Origin of the sequence: Rhodococcus sp. SMB37 (genome assembly GCF_004345605.1) — a bacterium.
GTDB lineage: Bacteria > Actinomycetota > Actinomycetes > Mycobacteriales > Mycobacteriaceae > Rhodococcus.
Window position 1 is genome coordinate 97,163 of the sequence record NZ_SLVY01000015.1, and the last position, 21,846, is coordinate 119,008.

17 protein-coding genes are annotated in these 21,846 nt (G+C 66.6%); all 17 read left to right on the forward strand.

Translation table 11 applies throughout. From position 1 onward, the window contains the following. Positions 1–77: 77 nt before the first annotated feature. The 17 genes from EV641_RS21955 (at position 78) to nuoL (ending at position 21,832) form a co-directional block, all read left to right on the forward strand. Positions 78–1,787, forward strand: coding sequence for an ABC transporter ATP-binding protein (locus EV641_RS21955; RefSeq protein WP_132474629.1), 1,710 nt, complete (start codon positions 78–80; stop codon positions 1,785–1,787). After that, positions 1,784–3,595 (forward strand): ABC transporter ATP-binding protein, encoded by a 1,812-nt coding sequence (locus tag EV641_RS21960; protein ID WP_132474529.1) that lies wholly within the window; start codon positions 1,784–1,786, stop codon positions 3,593–3,595. Before EV641_RS21955 ends, EV641_RS21960 begins: the two co-directional genes overlap by 4 nt. A gap of 229 nt (positions 3,596–3,824) precedes the next feature. Beyond that, positions 3,825–4,127 (forward strand): hypothetical protein, encoded by a 303-nt coding sequence (locus tag EV641_RS21965; protein WP_054718833.1) that lies wholly within the window; start codon positions 3,825–3,827, stop codon positions 4,125–4,127. A gap of 113 nt (positions 4,128–4,240) precedes the next feature. Beyond that, positions 4,241–6,607 (forward strand): Hsp70 family protein, encoded by a 2,367-nt coding sequence (locus EV641_RS21970; RefSeq protein WP_132474531.1) that lies wholly within the window; start codon positions 4,241–4,243, stop codon positions 6,605–6,607. A 107-nt stretch (positions 6,608–6,714) separates the two neighbouring features. Then, the gene (locus EV641_RS21975; RefSeq protein WP_132474533.1) at positions 6,715–8,529 is read left to right on the forward strand and encodes an Hsp70 family protein; all 1,815 of its coding nucleotides are present in this window, start codon (positions 6,715–6,717) and stop codon (positions 8,527–8,529) included. Positions 8,530–8,613: 84 nt separating this feature from the next. After that, positions 8,614–9,039 carry a hypothetical protein gene (locus EV641_RS21980; protein WP_054720379.1) on the forward strand — a complete coding sequence of 142 codons (426 nt, stop codon included), beginning with the start codon at positions 8,614–8,616 and terminating at the stop codon, positions 9,037–9,039. A 200-nt stretch (positions 9,040–9,239) separates the two neighbouring features. Next, the gene (locus EV641_RS21985; protein ID WP_054720384.1) at positions 9,240–9,599 is read left to right on the forward strand and encodes an NADH-quinone oxidoreductase subunit A; all 360 of its coding nucleotides are present in this window, start codon (positions 9,240–9,242) and stop codon (positions 9,597–9,599) included. 85 nt (positions 9,600–9,684) lie between these two features. Then, on the forward strand, positions 9,685–10,239 hold the full coding sequence (locus EV641_RS21990) for an NADH-quinone oxidoreductase subunit B (protein WP_132474535.1): 555 nt from the start codon (positions 9,685–9,687) through the stop codon (positions 10,237–10,239). Beyond that, the gene (locus tag EV641_RS21995) at positions 10,236–10,931 is read left to right on the forward strand and encodes an NADH-quinone oxidoreductase subunit C (RefSeq protein ID WP_132474537.1); all 696 of its coding nucleotides are present in this window, start codon (positions 10,236–10,238) and stop codon (positions 10,929–10,931) included. The genes EV641_RS21990 and EV641_RS21995 overlap by 4 nt, the downstream gene beginning before the upstream one ends. Positions 10,932–10,945: 14 nt before the next feature. Beyond that, the gene (nuoD, locus tag EV641_RS22000) at positions 10,946–12,247 is read left to right on the forward strand and encodes an NADH dehydrogenase (quinone) subunit D (RefSeq protein WP_132474539.1); all 1,302 of its coding nucleotides are present in this window, start codon (positions 10,946–10,948) and stop codon (positions 12,245–12,247) included. Beyond that, complete coding sequence (gene nuoF, locus EV641_RS22005; RefSeq protein ID WP_132474541.1) at positions 12,244–14,370, forward strand: NADH-quinone oxidoreductase subunit NuoF; 2,127 nt, start codon at positions 12,244–12,246, stop codon at positions 14,368–14,370. Before nuoD ends, nuoF begins: the two co-directional genes overlap by 4 nt. Then, a complete protein-coding gene (locus EV641_RS22010; protein ID WP_132474543.1) occupies positions 14,367–16,817 on the forward strand; it encodes an NADH-quinone oxidoreductase subunit G in 2,451 nt (816 codons plus the stop codon). Before nuoF ends, EV641_RS22010 begins: the two co-directional genes overlap by 4 nt. Next, entirely contained in the window at positions 16,814–18,142 is a 1,329-nt protein-coding gene (gene nuoH, locus EV641_RS22015) for an NADH-quinone oxidoreductase subunit NuoH (RefSeq protein WP_132474545.1), read from the forward strand. The genes EV641_RS22010 and nuoH overlap by 4 nt, the downstream gene beginning before the upstream one ends. Next, positions 18,135–18,689, forward strand: a complete 555-nt coding sequence (gene nuoI / locus EV641_RS22020; RefSeq protein WP_054719372.1) for an NADH-quinone oxidoreductase subunit NuoI — start codon at positions 18,135–18,137, stop codon at positions 18,687–18,689. The genes nuoH and nuoI overlap by 8 nt, the downstream gene beginning before the upstream one ends. Beyond that, positions 18,686–19,519 (forward strand): NADH-quinone oxidoreductase subunit J, encoded by an 834-nt coding sequence (locus tag EV641_RS22025; RefSeq protein ID WP_132474547.1) that lies wholly within the window; start codon positions 18,686–18,688, stop codon positions 19,517–19,519. The genes nuoI and EV641_RS22025 overlap by 4 nt, the downstream gene beginning before the upstream one ends. Beyond that, entirely contained in the window at positions 19,516–19,815 is a 300-nt protein-coding gene (gene nuoK, locus EV641_RS22030; RefSeq protein WP_054719375.1) for an NADH-quinone oxidoreductase subunit NuoK, read from the forward strand. The genes EV641_RS22025 and nuoK overlap by 4 nt, the downstream gene beginning before the upstream one ends. 124 nt (positions 19,816–19,939) lie before the next feature. Continuing rightward, a complete protein-coding gene (gene nuoL / locus EV641_RS22035) occupies positions 19,940–21,832 on the forward strand; it encodes an NADH-quinone oxidoreductase subunit L (RefSeq protein ID WP_132474549.1) in 1,893 nt (630 codons plus the stop codon). The last annotated feature ends 14 nt before the right edge of the window (positions 21,833–21,846 follow it).

The window sequence follows — 21,846 nt, forward strand, 5'->3', positions numbered from 1 at the left end:
GCGGTGGAAGAATCCTCGGTGTCGCCGTCACCTAGGGTGAACCCCGGCGGAAACGGGAGGTGCCGGTGGACACGCAGATGCAGGCGTCGCACGGAAGCGCGCTGCTGTGGCGGACACTGCGGCGACACCGCGGAAGCATGACCGTCGCCGTGGTGCTGTGCGGTCTGCACCAGTTGTTCGAGGCGCTCGTCCCGGTCGCGATCGGAGCGATCGTCGCGAACGCCATCGCCCCGGGCGATCGGACAGCGCTGGTGGCCTGGCTCGCCGCCCTCGCGCTGCTGTTCATCGCCCTCACCTATTCCTGGCGTCTCGGCGCACGCCTCGTCGTCGCAGCGATGGAAGGGGAAGGGCACAGCCTCCGCGTCGAAGTCACCGACACCCTCCTGCGTCCACGTGGCGTCCGCACCGACATGCGCGCGGGGGAACTGCTTTCCGTCGCGACCTCCGACGCCGATCGCACTACCTGGATTCTCGACCTCGTCGCGCGGGCCGTCGCGAGCGCGGTCGCGGTGATCGCGACGGCGGTGATCCTGTTCGTGATCGATGTTCCGCTCGGTCTCGGCGTTCTCGTCGGAACAGCAGGGCTATTTGCAGCGCTGCACTTCGCGGCCCCGGTCATTGCGCACCGAACCGCCGAGCAACAGGCTCGCATCGGGACCGCGTCGGGCGTCGCGACAGATCTCGTCACAGGGCTGCGTCCGCTGCGCGGTATCGGTGGTGAGGCCGCAGCAGGGGAGCGTTTCCGCGCAGTCAGCGCCGACGCCCTGACCGCCACGCTCAGCGCTGCGAAGGTCCGCTCGCTGTTCGCGGGTGTCTCGACCACCTCGAGCGCGTTGCTCGCAGTGGCGATCGCAGGCTGGGCGGGTTGGCTGGCACTCAGCGGACGAATCGGTCTCGCCGAGGTCATCACGGTGGTGGGTCTTGCTCAATTCCTGATCGAACCACTCACCACTCTGGCGCGGGTCCCTGCCGTCGTCGCGGCGTCACGAGGGTCGGCGGATCGGGTGGCGCGCGTCCTCGACAGCGCTCCGCTGCTGGATCCCGGACGTGACGACGTGACTCACCGCGACCAGGGGCCGGTACTCGAACTGGCCGATCTGCGGTACCGAACACTCGACGGGCTCGACCTCGCCGTCGCGCGCGGCGAGTTCGTCGGAATCGTGGCATACCGACCGGAGGACGCGGATGCGGTGTTCGCGCTGCTGTCGTCGCAGGTTCCTGCCGGCGACTACACCGGCTCGTTCACTGTCGGATCGGTGCTCGCCCGCGACCTTCCGATCGAGCTGGCCCGCACCCTGATCCTCGCCGAACCGCACGACACCTTCCTGTTCGCGGGCACCCTGGGGTCCAACATCACCGCGGGACGTGGCCCTGCCGCGTCGATCGACCTCGAACGTGCACTCGAGGCGTCCGCCGCCCGCGATGTCGTAGACCTGCATCCTGCGGGTCTCGATCACCCGGTCGGTGACGACGGCACCACACTGTCCGGTGGCCAGCGGCAGCGCATCGCATTGGCGCGGGCCCTCGTGGCGGATCCACCGGTGCTCGTCCTGCACGATCCCACCACTGCGGTCGACTCGGTCACCGAACTGAACATCGCGGAGGGGCTCCTCGAACTCCGGCACGGAACCGACCCGCGCACCACGATCGTGCTCACCTCGAGTCCCGCGCTTCTTGCCGCCGCCGACCGCGTCATCGTGATCGACGACGGTCGCGTCATCGCCGCCGAGACCCACCATCGGCTCGCCGAGACCGACGCGGTGTACCAGACAGTGGTCGTGCGATGACCGACCTGAACTCGGCCACCGAGCGTCAGTTGCTGCCGGTCGCCACAGCCGGCGAATCATGGGCATGGCTCGGCCGCGCGGTCCGCACGAGATCGGTCGTCGCAGCAGCGGGGGTCGTCACGGCAGCGCTGGGCGCCGCGGCCACTGTGCTGCCCGTCTACATGTTCGGGGTCCTCATCGACCGCGTTCGTGAGTCGGCACCGATCTCCGCACTCGGCGGGATCGTCGCGATCATCGCCGTCGCCGCTATCGCGGCGGGCGTGTTCACCGGCCTTGCCGGATACTTCGTCGCGGTACTGGGATCCACGGTGCTCGCCCGTCTCCGTGAAGCGGCCGTCGTGCGCACCCTGCGGCTACCGATGCGCACGGTCGAGCAGGCAGGTAAGGGCGACGTGCTCGCCCGGGTCGGCGATGACGTCGCAGTGATCGACAAGGCGGTCTCCGAGGCCGTCCCCCCGGTGATCTCCGCACTGTTCCTCGTCGCGGTGAGCCTGACCACTATGGTCGGAATCGATTGGCGTCTAGGACTCGCCGGTGCGATCGCCGTCCCCATGTACACCCTGGCGCTGCGCTGGTACCTGCCTCGGTCCGCGCCCCGATACGCTGCGCAGCGCGTGGCGATGGGAGCGCGATCCCAGGCCCTGATCAGCAGCATCCAAGGGCAGCGCACCGTGCGGGCCTACGGGACCGAAGCCGTACACCGCGACCTCGTGGACCAGGCATCCGACCGCGCACGGCTGCTCGGTATCGACGTGTTCGGGATCTTCGCACGGTTCGCGAGCCGCGGGAACCGCGCCGAGTACGTGAGTCTGGCCTGCATCCTGGCCGCGGGATTCGTTCTCGTCGACAACGGTTCGGTCTCGGTCGGTCAGGTCACCGCCGCAGCGCTGTTGTTCCACCAGTTGTTCAATCCCATTGCCGCGATCCTCTTCACCTTCGACGAAGTGCAATCGGCGGGCGCGAGCCTGGCGCGGCTGGTCGGCGTCGTCTCGATCCAGGACCCGCCGCCGCCGGCCGACCTTCGCACGCCCTCGGATTCCGGCCTACAGCTGAGCGGCATCCGCCACGGTTACGACGGGCACGAGGTGCTCCACGGCATCGACCTGATGATCGCCCCCGGCGAGCGGATTGCGCTCGTCGGCCCGACAGGGTCGGGTAAGAGCACACTGGCGTCGATCGCAGCCGGCAGCATCATCCCGGATTCCGGCGAGGTGCTCCTGGGCGGCGTGCCGCTCGCCGAACTCACGGGAACGATCCGCGACCACCTCGTGATCGTGACCCAGGAGGTGCACACCTTCGCAGGCACACTGCGCGACGACCTGCGACTCGCGGCGCCGCACGCCGACGATCGGGCCGTCGAACTCGCGCTCGCCTCGGTGGGTGCGACCGGCTGGGTCCGTGCGCTGCCCGCCGGTGTCGACACGGTGGTGGGCGAGGGCGGTCATCGGCTCACCGCCGCACAAGCGCAGCAACTCGCACTCGCGCGCGTCCTACTCGTAGACCCCGCGGTCGTTGTGCTCGACGAGGCGACCGCCGAAGCCGGAAGTGCCGGGGCCAGGGATCTCGAGAGTGCGGCTGCCGCCGCGGTGGCCGCCCGGACCTCGCTGGTGGTGGCGCACCGTCTCACCCAGGCGGCCACCGCGGACAGGATCGTCGTACTCGAGCACGGTCTGGTCTGCGAGTCGGGAACCCACGAGGCGTTGGTTGCTGCGGGAGGGCGGTACGCCAGGCTTTGGGCCACTTGGTCGGGGGACAGCGCGGTCGGTGACAGTGTTCGTGAGGACGAGGGCGAGGGCGGCGCTGAGTGAGGTGGGCCGGTCCCGAGATGCAACAGCTTGGTGACGCACCACAGCTCGGTTGCGAGATATTCATCACATTTGGTAGTGTTTCGTTATCCGCTACGCTGCCGGCCCGGGCGTGGCGGGTGAAGAGCGGAACTTTCGGTCCATTCGGATACCGCGATCGTGCATCTCGATGATTTCGATCTCTCGACGAAGCGCGGTCGAGTCCGCTCCGGGGAGGGAACGGGAGGGAATCATGGGCGAACATCGCGCCGAGTCGGGGGAGCGGTCGTCACAGGGCAGGGCGTTGGCAATCCTCGTTCTGTCAGCAGCACTCATCATCGGAACCACGGTGGTCATGGTCACCGGGTCGGTCGTGTCGGGAGTTCTCTACGGCGCGCTCACAGGCGTATGCGTCATCGTGGCGCACCTGATGATCACGCCGGGGCCGGCAGCAGGCCGGTTTCATACCGCAGGCGAACGAGTCCGGAGTCTGCGCCGAGCGCATCCGCGGGGAGCGGTCGGCGTCCGGGAGGGCGGCAAACACTCCGTCGCCTAGCGGAACCGCAGCGAGGCAGGAGAGCCACGGCAACGCGGCACCACTCGTGTTCATCGACGCCGGGTTCCTGCTGGGTCGGTGTGTCCGCATGGCCTCGCTTACGCTCTTGAGCCATGAGCAATGGGGACCGGTCGCTGGCGATCGATTTCGGCACGTCGAACACCGCTGCGGCCGTGACCGATCCACGGACGGGCATCCACACTCTTTCGTTGACGCATCACGGCAACCTCATGTCGTCGTCGGTCTTCGTCCGGTCGGTACCGGTTCGGTCGCTCGACGACATCCTTGTCGGTGATGCCGCGGTCAATGCCGCCGATTCGGATCCGAGTGCCTTCGTTCCGTCACCGAAACGGCTCGTGAGCATGCCCGCCGTGTCGGTCCACGGCACACCCGTGCCTCGCACAGCCCTGTTCGCGGCCGTGATCGGCAACGTCTACCAACGCGCACTGCGGCACAACAACAACGCGCCGCCGTCCCGCGTCGTACTCACCCACCCCGAAGGATGGTCGGCGGACCTGGTCGCTGTGTTGACCGACGCAGCCGCGCAGGTCGGCATCGATCCGTCCACAGTCGTGACAGTGTCCGAACCGCGCGCCGCCGCGCACTTCTACTCCCATAACACCCCCGTCACGGCAGGATCGGCTATTGCTGTGTTCGACTTCGGCGGCGGCACCGTCGACGTAGCGATCCTGCGCAGCACCCCCGACGACGAATTCGAAGTCGTCACCGCTGTCGGCGACAACGGACTCGGCGGTAAGAACTTCGACGCGCTCGTCCGCGGCTGGGCAGAAACCCAGCTCGCAGATCTCAACCCCGAACTCGCCGAGTACCTGCGGGGATCCGGCCCCGATCAGTTGCAGGCGCGTCGGGCACTCGAGGAGTCCGCGCGGCGGGCCAAGGAGGTGCTGTCCGATGCGCCCTCCGCGACGGTCACGGCCGCCGGTGGTCCGTGGCGCGAGAACCTACTCCTGACCCGCGACGAGTTCGAAGACCTCATCGCCCCGCAGATCGAGCAGGCAGCAGCGCTGGTCCGTACCGCACTGACCCAGGGCCGCGTTCCTCAGGATCGGCTGCAGGCGATCTATCTCACCGGCGGATCGTCACGGATCCCGCTGGTGCACAGTGTGCTCGGGCGGGTCGGCCCCGTCGCGACCCTCGACGATCCCAAGACCGTCGTCGTGCGAGGGGCACTCATCGCGACCGCTCGCTCGGGACGGCCCGCGGCCGCACCCACCGTGCCGGTGCGTGCACCTCGGCCGGCCGATACGTCGAACCGAGGCCGCGTCTCCGGCCGAACTCTCACCGTGCTCGGTGCGGTACTGGCGGTGATCGCTGCCGCCATCGGTGTCGTGGTGTACTGGCCTGATTTCAGGTCCGGCGAGGGCACCACGGCGAGTGGAGGGCCAGCACCGTCGCCGACGGAGAACGACGTGTTCACCGTCGCTGCCGGCGGGTGGTTCACGTGCGCTGATTCTCTCGGTGACGTCAGCTGCTGGGGACTCAACTCCTCCGGCCAACTCGGAGACGGAACCACCGATTCCCGATATTCACCTGTCTCGGTCGAACTCCCCGGACCCGCCTCCGCACTCGGCACGGGTCGCGAGCACACCTGCGCGTCACTCGACGACGGCGAGACCTACTGCTGGGGATACAACACGTTCGGTCAGCTCGGGACCGGCACCACCGACCCGAGTGCAGAACCGGTGCGGATCGACATGCCCGCCGCTGTCTCCGCGCTGAGCGCAGGGGAAGACCACACGTGTGCCTTGACCGAAGGCGGAGAAGGCTACTGCTGGGGCCGCAACACCAACGGCCAGATCGGCGAGGAGGGGACGGACCTGATCGAATCGCCCTACCGCATCGACCTGCCCACCATGACGTCGCTGGCAGCGGGTGGTAACCACACGTGCGCGTCCACCGTCATCGGCGATGTCTTCTGCTGGGGCGCGAATACGTCCGGCCAACTCGGCCGCGGATACACCAACGACTCGGACGTCGCGATCGCCGACCCGCTGCAAGTCGAACTCCCCGGACGTGCCGCGTTCGTCGCGGCGGGGCGCGGACACACCTGCGCCGCCCTCGAAGACGCCCGGACATACTGCTGGGGTGACAACGGCTGGGGCCAGCTCGGGGACGGCACCAGCGATTCGCACCCCGAACCCGTGCAGACCTCGATGGCCGGTCGAGTAGTCGCTCTGTCTGCCTCGCTGCGGCACACCTGCGCGCTGACGGAGGACGGCGTCGTCTCCTGCTGGGGTACGGCGGACTGGGGTCAGCACACCAGCGCGCCCGGCACCCTGTCGACCGCAGCATCCCGGGTGACACTGCCGGCAGCGGCCACGACCATCACGACCGGTGCCGTTCATACCTGCGCGACCACGGTCGACGAGGAGGTGTTCTGTTGGGGAGAGAACGGAAACGGGGAACTGGGCAACGAATCGACGACGGCGAGTGCGGTACCGGTGCGGGTCCCGGTCTGACCACGTGAAGCACCGGGCCACTGCGAGGCTTCCCCCAATTGCGTGGGTCACGACCCGGGCAACGTGAGGGAAGTTCCGTGCGGGGTGTAGTACTAGTCTCCTGAATCATGAGTGATGACCGATGGTGGCTCGCGATCGATTTCGGGACGTCGAACACAGCCGCCGCACACACCCGGACAGGCGACGGTTCGATCCATCCGGTGTCGCTCACCCATCGGTCGAACCTGCTGCCCTCGGCGGTGTTCGTACGCGCAGACGGCGAGATTCTCACCGGCGACGCCGCCCAGAATGCGGCAGATCACCACCCGGAGGGCTTCGTACCCGCGCCCAAGCGACTGATCTCGCAGCCGTTCATCCGGACCGGCAGTGTGGATCTGACACCGTCACTGATGATCGCAGCCGTGTTGCGTAGTGTGATACGCCGGGCGGCGGTACTGCACGACGACGTGCCGCCCGAGCGTGTAGTGCTCACCCATCCCGAAGCGTGGTCACACGCCACCGTCGCGGTGCTGGTCGACGCGGCCTCGCGTGCGGGAATCGATCCGTCCACGATCACCACCGTGTCGGAACCCCGCGCGGCGGCCTACTACTACACCCGCACCGCTCCGCTGCAGCCCGGTACTGCTCTCGCCGTGTTCGACTTCGGCGGCGGAACCGCCGACGTCGCGGTACTGCGGATCGCGGACTCCGGGGTGTTCGACGTCGTGGCCGCGCGGGGCGACAACGCTCTCGGAGGCAAGAACTTCGACGCACTCATCCGGCGCTGGGCCCTCGACCACGTGACCGACCGCGACCCCGTATTACGCGCCGAATTCGCCGACGGGGCGCCCGGAAGTATCGAGGCGATCCGTGCGCTCGACGAGGCCGCCCGCGGCGCCAAGGAAGTGCTCTCCGAGACACCCTCGGCAACGGTCGCGGTCATAGGGTCAGGATCCCGGACGACTCTGTCGCTGACCCGGCCGGAATTCGATTCGCTGATCACCCCGCAGGTCGAGTCGGCGGCGGACCTGGTCCGAGACGCGCTCGCCGATTCCCGTATCGCGCCGGGTTCCCTGCACGCCCTCTACCTGACCGGCGGATCGTCGCGGATTCCGCTTGTGCACCAGGAATTGTCGCGAGTGGCGCGGGTCGCGACCCTCGATGACCCCAAGATGGTGGTGGCGCAGGGTGCCCTGATCGCTGCGCGGCACACATTCGCGTCGGACCGGAATCCTGTAAAAGACCAGAACCCGGGTGAAGCCCCGAACCGTGTCGCCGCCCGCCAGTCCACGAATCCCGCGGCGGGTGCGAACGTCCCGGAGCGCTCGTCCGGAGCTTCCACGAGCAACACTCGCCGAGGCGCGATCGCGGGCGCGGTCACCGCGCTCGTCGCCGTCGGTGTCGTGGTCGCGTGGGTCGGTACGCGAGGCGATTCGGTCGATCCGCAGACGTTTGCCGGTCCGTCGGCCGGCGTCGGCACAGTGACGGTCGCCCAGGAAACCAGGACCACGGGCGCCCCCATGACGACACCGGTGACGACCACCAGCACTACACCCGCGACCACCTACGCCACGACGACACGGACCCCCAGCACGAGAACGCCAGGGGGAGTTGTCACGGTGGCCAACGCGGACGCGCAGGGATTCGTCGACGAGGTGGGTCCGCGGTGCAACGCGGACAACGAGGCGCTCGGTATCGCACGCACCACGGACTCGCTCATCGTCGTGTGCAGGACCGGTGTCGACCGCCTCTACTACAAGGGAATCAGGGTCGAGGACGGATCCGGCATCGAGATCGACGACCCGATCGTGGTCGCGGACGGATTCCAGGTCACCAATGCCGGAGTGACCTACCGGTTCGACGACAGTGCCCTGCTCATCACGGAAGGGGGAACGGAACTGGCGCGAGAACCCATGCTCGAATTCTGGTCGGCATACAACTGAGCAGACCGACAGGTTCGGTGCGACACGCCGCACGAGTCCGTCCGAACGGTCCGGTGACGTCCGCGAGGATCTAGCATCGGGCGCGTGAGTGATGCTACGAGCCGTCCCGCAACTCTGAAGGTCCTGGTGTACAGCGACGACGTTACTGTGCGCGACCGTGTGCAGGCCGCACTGGGCACGGCGCTGCACCCGGACCTCCCGCCGATCGAGTACGTCGAGGTGGCCACGGCAGCCGTAGTCCTCTCGCACCTCGACGCCGGTGGGATCGATCTGGTGATCCTGGACGGAGAGACCGCGCCCGCCGGCGGGTTGGGAATTGCCAAGCAGCTCAAGGATGAAATCGACCCGTGCCCGCCCGTCGTCGTCATCATCGGACGTCCCGACGACACGTGGCTCGCAACGTGGTCGCGGGCCGAGGCCGTCGTCTCCCACCCGATCGACCCGATGAAGCTCGGCCGCGAAGTCGTCCGGCTCCTGCTGCCCGGCACCGATCCGGCACCTGCACGCTGACCCGATCGGCCCTTGTCGGGGCGCGAAGACTACTCCTCGCGAGGAGCTCGAACAGGTGGACACGCCGCGCCGAAGAATGCGTGTCGAATCCTGGACAAGTCCGGCGCCATCGGCACTAGTGTGTGTGCCGTGGCTCACAGGATGTCCGATTGTCCGTCAGCCGCACGACCGGGGATCGAAGTTCGGAACCGGAGGTGCCGATGAACGTCTACGTGCCGATTCTGGTGCTCGGCGCAGTTGCGCTCGCGTTCGCTCTCTTCTCCGTGGTGGTGGCGAGTATCGCCGGCCCGAGTCGCTACAACCGGGCGAAGCTCGACGCCTACGAGTGCGGCATCGACCCGACGCCGCAGCCCACCGGTGGCGGCAGATTTCCGGTCAAGTACTACCTGACGGCGATGCTGTTCATCATCTTCGACATCGAAATCGTCTTCCTGTACCCGTGGGCGATCCATTTCGATGCACTCGGGGTGTTCGGTCTGCTCGCCATGGGCCTGTTCATGTTCAACGTGTTCGTCGCCTACGCCTATGAGTGGAGGCGGGGTGGCCTGACATGGGATTGACCGGATGAGCTCCGAAAAGGGCCTCATCAAATCGATTGCGCCCGAATAAGATCCCCAACCTTGTCGAAGGTGGTAAGAGTCGGATATGGGTCTCGAAGAGAAGGTCCCGAGCGGATTTCTGCTCAGCACGGTCGAAGTGCTCGCCGGCTTCGCCCGTAAAGGGTCGCTGTGGCCCGCCTCGTTCGGTCTCGCGTGCTGCGCCATCGAGATGATGTCGACTGCGGGGGGACGCTTCGACATCGCCCGATTCGGTATGGAGGCCTTCCGAGCTTCGCCACGGCAGGCCGACGTGATGATCGTTGCCGGACGTGTCAGCCAGAAGATGGCGCCGGCGCTCCGTCAGGTCTACGACCAGATGGTCGAACCGAAATGGGTCCTGTCGATGGGGGTGTGTGCATCGTCCGGGGGAATGTTCAACAACTACGCGATCGTGCAGGGCGTCGACCACGTGGTGCCGGTCGACATATACCTGCCCGGATGCCCACCGCGTCCCGAGATGCTGATCAACGCGATCCTCGCGCTGCACGACAAGATCCAGCACATGCCGCTCGGGGCCAACCGGGAGGACGCGGTCCGCGCGGCCGAGCAGGCAGCCCTCGCCCAGCGCCCGCTCATCGAGCTGAAGGTGCCGCGCCGATGACCGACGACCCCACACCCGATCCGGTCCCCGCGGAAGTCATTGCCCAGCGCCGCGGGATGTTCGGCATCCGCGGCAGCGGGGACACCAGTGGCTATGGCCGGCTCGTGCGCCGGATCGCCCTGCCGGGCAGCAGTCCGAGACCGTTCGGAGGTTACCTCGATGACCTCGCAGATACCTTCGAGGATGCCGTGAACGATGCGGGGTCCGGCGGATTCGAGGCCGCCGTGGAGAAGCTCGTCGTGTTCCGGGGAGAGATGTCGGTGCACGTGCGCCGCGAGCATCTCGCTTCGATCGCCCGCACCCTGCGCGACCATCCCGCACTGCGATTCGAACTGTGCCTCGGCGTCAGCGGCGTGCACTACCCCGAGGACACCGGCCGCGAACTGCACGCGGTGTATCCGCTGATGTCGATCACCCACAACCGTCGCATCCTCGTCGAGGTCACCGCGCCCGACGCCGATCCTCACATTCCGTCGCTCCACACCGTCTACCCGACAACGGACTGGCACGAACGCGAGACATACGACTTCTTCGGTCTCGTCTTCGACGGGCATCCGTCCCTCACCCGGATCCAGATGCCCGACGACTGGAACGGCCACCCGCAACGCAAGGACTACCCGCTCGGCGGAATCCCCGTCGAGTACAAGGGCGCACAGATTCCGCCACCGGACGAGCGGAGGGCCTACAGTTGACGAACGGGGCTGCGATGGAGTCGGATACAGGCACGACCGTCTACGACGCGGTGGGCCAGGACTGGGACGAGATCAGCGCTGCGGCACGTGTTGCCGGCGAAGACCACATCGTGGTCAACATGGGCCCGCAGCACCCGTCCACCCACGGCGTGCTGCGCCTGATACTCGAGATCGACGGTGAGATGGTGACCGAAGCCCGGTGCGGAATCGGCTATCTGCACACCGGAATCGAGAAGAATCTCGAATACCGCAACTGGACGCAGGGCGTCACATTCGTGACTCGAATGGACTATCTGGCGCCGTTTTTCAACGAAACCGCGTACTGCCTGGGCGTCGAGAGACTTCTCGGGATCACCGACCTGATCCCCGAACGTGCGTCGATCATCCGCGTGATGCTCATGGAGCTCAACCGTATCTCGTCTCACCTGGTGGCCCTCGCGACCGGCGGCATGGAACTCGGCGCCACCACGCCGATGCTGTTCGGTTTCCGTGAACGCGAACTCGTCCTCGAGGTGTTCGAGATCGTCACCGGTCTGCGCATGAACCACGCCTACATCAGGCCCGGCGGGCTCGTGCAGGATCTCCCACCCGAGGCCGTGCCCAAGATCCGCGACCTGCTGAAGCTCATGCCCAGCCGCCTGCGCGACATGGAGCTGCTGCTCAACGACAACCCGATCTGGAAGGCGCGGACCGAGGGAATCGGATACCTCGACCTCACCGGGTGTATGGCGCTCGGAGTCACCGGGCCGATTCTGCGCGCCACCGGGCTGCCGCAAGATCTGCGCCGGGCACAACCGTACTGCGGATACGAGAACTACGAATTCGACGTCGTCACCCACACCGGAAACGATTGCTACGGCCGCTATCTGATCCGAGTGAACGAAATGTGGGAGTCGCTGAAAATCGTCGAACAATGCCTCGACCGGTTGCAGCCCGGCCCGGTGATGGTGCAGGACAGGAAGATCGCGTGGCCGGCGCAGCTGGCGCTCGGCCCCGACGGCCTCGGTAACTCGCTCGAGCACATTCGCACCATCATGGGTACCTCGATGGAGGATCTCATCCATCATTTCAAGCTCGTCACCGAAGGTATCCGGGTTCCTGCCGGTCAGGTGTACGTCGCGGTCGAGTCACCCCGTGGCGAACTCGGAGTGCACATGGTCAGCGACGGCGGTACCCGCCCCTATCGAGTGCACTACCGCGACCCGTCGTTCACGAATCTGCAGGCAGTCGCCGCGATGTGCGAGGGCGGCATGATCTCCGACGTGATCGCCGCGGTCGCGAGCATCGACCCGGTGATGGGGGGAGTCGACCGATGAACACCGAACCCAGCGTGCCGGTGGTACCCGGACCGAGACCGGCCGAGCCGGTGTTCGTTCCGCTGGGACCGCGGCCGGAGGAAGACACCCAGCTCGTGCGGCCCGGCGGTCGCCGTAGTTACCCCGATGATGTCCGCGCTCGCCTCGACGCCGACGCCGCGCAGATCATCGCCCGGTATCCGCAGAGCAGGTCGGCGCTGTTGCCGTTGCTGCATCTCGTCCAGTCAGAGGACAGCTACATCACCCCGGCGGGTATCGAATTCTGCGCCGGCCAGCTCGGGCTGACCGGGGCGGAGGTGGCCGCGGTCTCCACGTTCTACACGATGTACCGCCGATCCCCGACAGGGACCTACCACGTCGGTGTGTGCACCAACGCGCTGTGCGCGACCATGGGCGGCGACGACATCTACGCCACGCTCTGCAGCCGGCTCGGTGTGGACAACGGCGGCACCACACCCGACGGCGCACTCACGATCGAACACATCGAATGCAACGCAGCATGCGACTACGCGCCGGTGATGACCGTCAATTGGGAACTGTTCGACAATCGCACCGTCGACTCCGCGACGGCCCTCGTCGACGATCTGCTGGCCGGGTCACCACCGGACCCCACTCGCGGCGCGCCGTTACGCACCTTCCGCGACACCGCGCGCCTCCTCGCCGGATTCCCCGACAACCGTCCCGGGGCGCTCGACGCCGGGGGTAGCGCCGGCCCGGCGTCGCTCGTCGGCCTGCACCTCGCTCGCGACAGGCACATGCAGGCGCCGCCCGTGACGGACGACCCCGTCGTGCATGACGAACCACTCGACTCCACCCTGACACCCGTTCTCACCGAGCACTGGGACGACGACCGGTCCTGGACTCTCGAGGCGTATCGGCGCCACCGCGGATACGACGCACTGCAGATCGCACTGCGCAAGGATCCCGATGAGATCATCGACGATGTCAAACAATCCGGCCTGCGTGGACGAGGTGGGGCCGGATTCTCCACCGGCACCAAATGGTCGTTCATTCCCCAGGGCGACGGAAAACCGCACTACCTTGTCGTGAATGCGGACGAATCGGAACCGGGCACCTGCAAGGACATGCCGCTGATGCTCGCGACCCCTCACACGCTCGTCGAAGGGGTCATCATCTCGGCGTACGCGATCCGCGCACAGCACGCCTTCATCTATCTGCGCGGTGAGGCAGTACCGGTGCTGCGCCGACTGCAGGCTGCCGTCGCCGAAGCCTACGACGCGGGATATCTCGGCCGAGACATCCTCGGATCCGGATTCGACCTCGAACTTGTGGTGCATGCCGGTGCCGGTGCGTACATCTGCGGAGAGGAGACGGCCCTGCTCGATTCCCTCGAAGGACGCCGCGGCCAGCCACGCCTGCGGCCACCGTTCCCCGCCGTCGCCGGCCTGTATGCGTGCCCGACCGTGGTCAACAACGTCGAATCCATCGCGAACGTGCCGTCGATCATCCGCAACGGCGTCGAGTGGTATCGCTCGATGGGCACCGAGAAATCCCCCGGCTACGCGTTGTTCTCCTTGTCGGGTCATGTGAACAACCCCGGCCAGTACGAGGCTCCGCTCGGCATCACCCTGCGCGAACTTCTCGACCTCGCCGGTGGTGTGCGTCCGGGGCACCACCTCAAATTCTGGACACCCGGGGGCTCGTCGACGCCGATCTTCACCGATGAACACCTCGATGTCCCACTCGACTACGAGAACGTAGGGGCCGCCGGGTCGATGCTCGGCACCCGCGCACTGCAGATCTTCGACGACACCACGTGCGTTGTCCGCACCGTGCTGCGGTGGACGGAGTTCTACGCGCACGAATCGTGCGGAAAATGCACTCCGTGCCGCGAGGGCACGTTCTGGCTCGAGCAGATCCTGCACCGACTCGAGCGCGGAGACGGCACCGAGGCAGATCTCGAGAAGCTGCTCGACATCGCCGACAACATCCTCGGCCGCGCCTTCTGTGCACTCGGCGACGGCGCCACGAGCCCGATCACCTCATCGCTCGCCTACTTCCGCGACGAGTACATCGCGCATTTCGAGCACGGGGGGTGCCCGTTCGACCCGGCCCTGGCAGCTCTGTCCGATGTGCACGCGACCGGAAGGGAGTACTCATGACCGCCGCCGCACAGACAGGTTCCGGCGACACGGCCCCCGTCGACCTGGTTACCGTCTCCATCGACGACACCGACGTGTCCGTCCCCAAGGGAACATTGGTGATCAGGGCCGCCGAGCTCATCGGCATCCAGATCCCGCGGTTCTGCGACCACCCGCTCCTGGACCCGGTCGGGGCATGCCGGCAATGTCTCGTCGACGTAGAGGGACAACGCAAGCCGCTCGCCTCGTGCACCACGGTCGTCACCGACGGAATGGTCGTGCGTACACAGGCCACGTCACCCGTCGCCGACAAAGCACAGCAGGGCGTGATGGAGCTCCTGCTGATCAACCACCCCCTCGACTGCCCGGTGTGCGACAAAGGTGGTGAATGCCCGCTGCAGAACCAGGCGATGTCCAACGGCCGACCCCAAACCCGCTTCGACGACGTCAAACGCACCTATCCCAAACCGATCGCCATCTCGGCGCAGGTCCTCCTCGACCGGGAACGTTGCGTGCTGTGTGCCCGCTGCACCCGCTTCTCCGACCAGATCGCCGGCGACCGTTTCATAGACATGCTCGACCGCGGTGCTCTGCAACAGGTCGGTATCTACACCGAGGAACCGTTCGAATCGTATTTCTCGGGTAACACCGTGCAGGTGTGCCCCGTCGGAGCGCTCACCAGCAGTGCGTACCGATTCCGGGCACGGCCGTTCGATCTCGTCTCGACCCCGAGCGTGTGCGAACACTGCGCCGGAGGCTGCGCGCAACGCACCGACCACCGTCGTGGATCCGTGATGCGCCGTCTCGCGGGCGACGACCCCGAGGTCAATGAGGAGTGGAACTGCGACAAGGGACGATGGGCGTTCACCTACGTCACCGAACCGGACCGTCTCACAGGGCCGATGATCCGCGATTCGGCGGGGATGCTGGTCCCTGCGTCGTGGCCCGCGGCGCTCACCGTCGCCGCCAGGGCTCTTGCTGCCGCCCGCGGCCACACGGGTGTGCTGACCGGCGGACGCCTCACCTGGGAAGAGTCCTATGCGTACGCGAAATTCGCGCGAACTGTGCTCGGCACCAACGACATCGACTTCCGTGCCCGCGCACACACTTCGGAGGAGACCGAGTTCCTCGGTCGCCGGATCGCAGGAACACGGATGTCCGTGACCTACGCCGACCTCGAGAAGGCGCCGGTCGTACTCCTCGCCGGCCTCGAACCGGAAGAGGAATCGCCCCTGATCTTCCTGCGCTTGCGCAAGGCGGTCCGAAAGCAGCGCGCAGCGGTGGTGTCGGTGGCGTCGTACGCAAGCCGAGGGCTGCAGAAGATGTCCGGAACGCTCCTCGATTGTGTTCCCGGTGACGAAGCCCGGGTGCTCGACGATCTGCGCTCCGGTGGATATCCGGAACTCGACGGGCAGCTGCGGGGGGACGGCGCGATCATCCTGGTGGGGGAGCGGCTCGCCACAGCATCCGGTGCGCTGGCCGCCGTCGCGCGTCTCGCCGACGAGACCGGTGCGCGCCTCGCGTGGGTGCCCCGCCGCGCGGGCGACCGAGGTGCGCTGGAAGCCGGTGCCTTCCCGACGCTCCTCCCCGGAGGCCGCGCGGTCACCGATCCCGATGCGCGGCGTGAGGTCGAATCCTTGTGGGGCTCAGATTCCGGCACACGATCGATACCTGAGAAGCCGGGCCGCGACACCGCGGGAATCCTCGCCGCCGCGGCATCCGGGGACCTCTCCGCACTGGTGGTCGCCGGCGTCGACGTCACCGACCTACCCGACCCGCATGCCGCCCGCGACTCGATCGACTCCGCAGGGTTCGTGGTGAGCCTCGAGATCCGCCGCACCGACATCACCGACCGGGCCGATGTCGTCTTCCCGGTCGCCCCCGTCGTCGAGAAATCCGGGACCTTCCTCGACTGGGAAGGACGCGAGCGACCGTTCCCGGTCGCGCTGCCCGACACCGGGGCATTGTCCGATCTGCGCATCCTCGACGCACTTGCCGAGGCCATGGATATCCCGATCCGCCTTCCCGACGTGGCAGCGGCCAGAGCCGAACTCGTCGAACTGGGACAACAGCGTGGTACCGGCCTCGAGTTCCCCGCGGCGTCGCCGGGAGCGACGCCGAAACCTGTTTTGGGTGAGGCGGTTCTGTCGACCTGGCGGATGCTCCTCGACGCCGGACGCATGCAGGACGGAGAACCGCACCTCGCCGGGACCGCGCGGGCGCCCGTCGCACGCCTGTCCGCCGCGACCGCTGACGAGATCGGCGTGCGCGAGGGCGACCCGCTGACGGTGTCGACGGGGCACGGTGAGATCACCCTTCCGTTGGTGATCGACACACTCCCGGATCGCGTCGTGTGGATTCCCCTCGACTCTGAGGGGTCGGAAGTACACGAACACCTCGCCGTCGACGCGGGAGCGATCGTGCGGATCCGCGCCGCCGCGGCCGTCGGTGAGGAGGCGCAGCCATGACCGTCGGAGCATCCAGCGCCGTCGGGACCCCCACCGCCGTCAGCGCGCGCAACGTCGATCTGTCGATGTTCGGCACCGATCCGTGGTGGCTCGTGATCGCGAAGGCCATCGTGATCTTCGCGTTCCTCGTCCTGACCACGCTCGTGCTGATCCTCGCCGAACGCAAGGTCATGGCGTGGATGCAGATGCGCGTCGGACCCGACCGGGTGGGGCCCAAGGGCCTGCTCCAAACCGTCGCCGACGGTATCAAACTCGGTCTCAAGGAAGGCATCACACCCACCGGTGTAGACAAGCCGATCTACCTGCTGGCACCCGTCATTGCGACCGCGCCCGCATTCATGGCCTTCGCCGTGATCCCGTTCGGACCAGTGGTGTCGGTCTTCGGGCAACCCACCCCACTGCAGTTGACCGATCTTCCCGTCGCCGTGCTCTACATTCTCGCGGTCACCTCCGTGGGGGTCTACGGCATCGTCCTTGCAGGTTGGGCGTCCGGATCCACCTATCCGCTCCTCGGTGGGCTGCGTTCGACGGCGCAGGTGATCTCCTACGAAATCGCGATGGGACTGACCTTCGCGGCAGTGTTCCTGCTGTCCGGCACGATGTCGACCTCGGGCATCGTCGCCGCGCAGGACGGACTGTGGTTCGTCGTGCTGCTGGTTCCGTCGTTCCTGATCTATTCGGTGTCGATGGTCGGTGAAACCAACCGTGCACCATTCGATCTCCCCGAAGCCGAAGGAGAACTCGTCGGCGGTTTCCACACCGAGTACTCGTCGCTGCGTTTTGCGATGTTCATGCTCGCCGAGTACGTGAACATGATCACCGTCTCCGCGCTGTTGACCACGATGTTCCTGGGCGGCTGGCACGCGCCGTGGCCGTTCAACATGGGCGGCTGGGCGAATGCCGGTTGGTGGCCGGTGCTGTGGTTCGTCCTCAAGGTGTGGGGTGTGCTGTTCGTCTTCGTGTGGCTGCGCAGCACGCTTCCCCGCCTCCGATACGACCAGTTCATGGCGTTGGGATGGAAACTGCTCATCCCGATCGCCGTGGTCTGGGTGATGGTCGTTGCCGTCGTGAGGCAACTCGCCGGCGACGAGGTGCTCCCGCAATCGGTGACCCTCGTCGTCGCCGGCGTGGTCCTCACCGCGATGGTGTTCGTCTATCTGATGATCCGCTCCCGCCGCCGTGATCGAGATCGCCTCGCGCCGCCCCCACCCGCCGCGGCCGATTTCGATCCGATGGCCGGAGGATTCCCGGTTCCGCCGATGCCGGCCCCATCCGCGCAAGCCACATCCAAGGAGGCGAGCGATGCCCGAAAAATCGATGTCTGAACTGTTGGGTCCGCTGGCAGGTTTCGGTGTAACCCTGTCGACGATGTTCAAGAAGCCGAACACCGAGTTCTATCCCGAGGTGAAAACACCCACCGCACCCCGCTATCACGGTCGGCACCAACTCAACCGCTATGCCGATGGACTCGAAAAATGCATCGGCTGCGAGTTGTGTGCCTGGGCGTGCCCCGCCGACGCGATCTTCGTCGAGGGCGCCGACAACACCGATACCGAACGCTACTCGCCGGGCGAAAGGTACGGCCGGGACTACCAGATCAACTACCTTCGCTGCATCGGGTGCGGCTTGTGCATCGAAGCGTGCCCGACGCGCGCGCTGACCATGATCAACGACTACGAGATGGTCGACGACAACCGCACCGACCTCATCTACACGAAGGACCGGCTGCTCGCGCCACTCGAACCCGGAATGCAGACCCCACCGCATCCGATGGCACCGGGAACGACCGACGACGACTACTACCGCGGCACCGTGCCGGCGCCCGACGCTCCCCGAAGCGGAGCCGGCAGCGACGAAGAGCAGGCGTCGTGACCGCCGCCGTGCTCGCGGCCGACGCGACGTCGACCGGTGAAGCGGTGCAGTTCTGGATTCTCGGCACCGTCGCGGTGATCGGGGCGCTCGGTGTCGTGGGAGCAGCGAAAGCGGTCTATTCCGCGATCTTCCTCGCCATGACCATGATCGTGCTCGCCATCTTCTACATCGCGCAGGGTGCGCTGTTCCTCGGCGTCGTCCAGGTGGTTGTCTACACGGGCGCCGTCATGATGCTGTTCCTGTTCGTGCTCATGCTGGTCGGCATCGACTCGTCCGACTCGCTCGTGGAGACCCTCCGGGCGCAACGCGTGCTCGCCATCGTGGTCGGACTCGGATTCGGGATCCTGCTCATCGGCGGTCTCGGTAATGCTGCGACCACCGCAGTAATCGGTCTCGACGACGCGAACGCGGCGGGCAACGTCGAAGCGCTCGCCGAACTCCTCTTCCTCGACTACGTGTGGGCCTTCGAACTCACCGGCGCGCTCCTGATCACCGCAACGGTCGGCGCGATGGTGCTCGCACACCGCGAACGCGTCAGGCCTCGGGAAACGCAACGGGAACTCGCAGAGCGCCGGTTCCGGGAGGGCGGTCGGGTCACACCGCTGCCCTCGCCCGGCGTATATGCACGGCACAACTCGGCCGACGTCCCGGCCTTGTTACCCGACGGTTCCTTCTCCGACGAGTCCGTCGGCCCACTGCTTCAACGGATCGGCCGCGACTGGGGGCCTACGGATCTGGGAGTTCCCGGTCCGGCGGAGCCTCGTGATGCGGAAGGCGCGAAGGCGGACGGCCCGGCGCAGACGACCACGGGGAAGGGGGATCGGGTGTGAACCCGGAGAACTACCTGTATCTGTCGGCACTGCTGTTCACGATCGGTGCATCCGGAGTGTTGCTGAGGCGCAACGCTATTGTCGTGTTCATGAGCATCGAGTTGATGCTCAACGCCGCCAATCTGGCATTCGTCACGTTCGCCCGGATGCACGGGAACCTGCACGGCCAGGTTTTTGCGTTCTTCACGATGGTCGTCGCCGCCGCAGAAGTGGTGGTGGGACTTGCGATCATCGTCACGATCTTCCGGAGCCGCCGTTCGGCGTCCGTCGACAACGCCAACCTCCTCAAGTACTGACCGTCAGGACGGTGAGTGTGACCGCGACAGCGTGTGAAGCAGCAACAACCGAAGTAGCCACAACCGAAGCAGTGACAGCCTACGAATCGGTAGCGGACCCCGCGATGGTGAGAGGACGTGCGTCATGAGCTCGTCGATCTCCTCGATCATCTGGCTGATTCCGGCGCTTCCGCTCGCCGGTGCGGTGGTGCTGCTGCTGGCCGGGCGACGAAGCGATCCGTGGGGGCATCTGCTCGGATGCGCCACGGCGATCGCTTCGTTCGTGCTCGGACTCGTCGCCTTCGCCGATATGCTCGGCGCCGCCACCGCCGAAAGGACGGTGCAGGAGACCCTGTTCGTGTGGGTGCCCGTCGAGAGCCTGCAGGTCGACTTCGGGCTGCAGCTCGATCAGCTGTCGATGTGCTTCGTCCTGTTGATCACGGGGGTCGGCTCGCTGATCCATCTCTACTCGATCGGCTACATGGCGCACGACGCCGCCCGTCGTCGCTTCTTCGCCTACCTGAACCTGTTCCTCGCCGCGATGCTGCTCCTCGTGCTTGCCGACAACTTCCTCGGCCTCTATCTCGGCTGGGAAGGCGTCGGATTGGCGTCGTACCTACTCATCGGGTTCTGGCAGCACAAACCCACCGCTGCGACCGCCGCGAAGAAGGCGTTCGTCGTCAACCGAGTGGGCGACATCGGTCTACTCGTCGCCCTCATGGTCATGTTCACGACCTTCGGCACGCTGTCGTACGACGAGGTGTTCGCCGCAGTGCCCGCGGCGGGCGAAGGCACGACCACCGCACTCGGGTTGGCGCTGCTGCTCGCCGCATGCGCGAAATCCGCGCAGCTGCCGCTCCAGTCGTGGCTCGGCGACGCGATGGAAGGCCCCACACCGGTGTCGGCGCTCATCCACGCCGCGACGATGGTCACTGCAGGGGTCTACCTCATCACCCGCGCGCATGCGATCTTCGACGCAGCACCCGTGGCGCAGCTCGCCGTCGTCATCGTGGGCACCGCGACGCTCCTGTTCGGTGCGATCATCGGCTGCGCGAAGGACGACATCAAGAAGGCGCTCGCCGCGTCGACCATGAGTCAGATCGGGTACATGGTCCTCGCAGCAGGCCTCGGTCCAGCCGGCTATGCCTTCGCGATCCTGCACCTGCTCACCCATGGATTCTTCAAGGCCGGGCTCTTCCTCGGCGCCGGATCGGTGATGCACGGGATGAACGACGAGACCGACATGCGACGCTACGGCGGCCTGCGCGCATTCATGCCCCTCACCTTCATCACGTTCGGGCTCGGGTATCTCGCGATCATCGGTATCCCACCGTTCGCGGGTTTCTTCTCCAAGGACAAGATCATCGAAGTGGCATTCGCCGAGCCCGGCGCGAAAGGCGTGACCCTCGGCGTTGCCACACTGCTCGGCGCCGGCCTGACCGCCTTCTACATGAGCCGCGTGATGATCATGACGTTCTTCGGGGAGCGTCGCTGGCGCGGCGATGCCGATCCCCACGAATCCCCGGGCATCATGGTGTGGCCGATGATCCTGCTTGCGGTGGGCTCCGTCGCCGCCGGTGGGCTGCTCGTTCTCGGTGGTTCGCTGCAGCATTGGCTCGAACCGGTCGTCGGATCCGTGCATCACGAAGGTGGCCTCCCGGTGTGGCTGATCACGCTCATGACGCTCGCGGTGGTCCTGGTGGGTGTCGGGTTCGCCTACCGCGAGTACGCGACCCGGGAGATCCCCGGCACGGCTCCCGATGATGTGTCGGCGCTGACCGTCGCCGCGCGCAACGATCTCTACGGCGATGCATTCGACGAGGCCGTGTTCATGCGTCCCGGTCAGGGGATGGTGCGCACGCTTGTCGCAGTCGAGAACACCGGTGTGAACGGCGTCGTCTCCGGAGTTTCGGGTGTTGTCGGGGCGCTGTCGAGCTCGCTGCGACGCCTGCAGACCGGCTTCGTCCGGTCGTATGCCCTGTACATGTTCGCCGGTGCGGCCGTTGTGGTCGCAGCGCTGATGCTGGTGCGGTTGTGAGGGGGTGAGCCGAG

Bases quoted from the DNA above. Each gene is read 5' to 3' on its own strand.
- EV641_RS21975 (WP_132474533.1), top strand. From the start codon at position 6,715: ATGAGTGATGACCGATGGTGGCTCGCGATCGATTTCGGGACGTCGAAC.
- nuoH (WP_132474545.1), top strand. From the start codon at position 16,814: ATGACCGTCGGAGCATCCAGCGCCGTCGGGACCCCCACCGCCGTCAGC.
- EV641_RS21960 (WP_132474529.1), top strand. From the start codon at position 1,784: ATGACCGACCTGAACTCGGCCACCGAGCGTCAGTTGCTGCCGGTCGCC.
- nuoD (WP_132474539.1), top strand. From the start codon at position 10,946: ATGGAGTCGGATACAGGCACGACCGTCTACGACGCGGTGGGCCAGGAC.
- EV641_RS22010 (WP_132474543.1), top strand. From the start codon at position 14,367: ATGACCGCCGCCGCACAGACAGGTTCCGGCGACACGGCCCCCGTCGAC.
- nuoL (WP_132474549.1), top strand. From the start codon at position 19,940: ATGAGCTCGTCGATCTCCTCGATCATCTGGCTGATTCCGGCGCTTCCG.
- nuoI (WP_054719372.1), top strand. From the start codon at position 18,135: ATGTCTGAACTGTTGGGTCCGCTGGCAGGTTTCGGTGTAACCCTGTCG.
- EV641_RS21970 (WP_132474531.1), top strand. From the start codon at position 4,241: ATGAGCAATGGGGACCGGTCGCTGGCGATCGATTTCGGCACGTCGAAC.
- EV641_RS21955 (WP_132474629.1), top strand. From the start codon at position 78: ATGCAGGCGTCGCACGGAAGCGCGCTGCTGTGGCGGACACTGCGGCGA.
- EV641_RS21985 (WP_054720384.1), top strand. From the start codon at position 9,240: ATGAACGTCTACGTGCCGATTCTGGTGCTCGGCGCAGTTGCGCTCGCG.
- nuoF (WP_132474541.1), top strand. From the start codon at position 12,244: ATGAACACCGAACCCAGCGTGCCGGTGGTACCCGGACCGAGACCGGCC.
- EV641_RS21990 (WP_132474535.1), top strand. From the start codon at position 9,685: ATGGGTCTCGAAGAGAAGGTCCCGAGCGGATTTCTGCTCAGCACGGTC.
- EV641_RS21995 (WP_132474537.1), top strand. From the start codon at position 10,236: ATGACCGACGACCCCACACCCGATCCGGTCCCCGCGGAAGTCATTGCC.
- EV641_RS21965 (WP_054718833.1), top strand. From the start codon at position 3,825: ATGGGCGAACATCGCGCCGAGTCGGGGGAGCGGTCGTCACAGGGCAGG.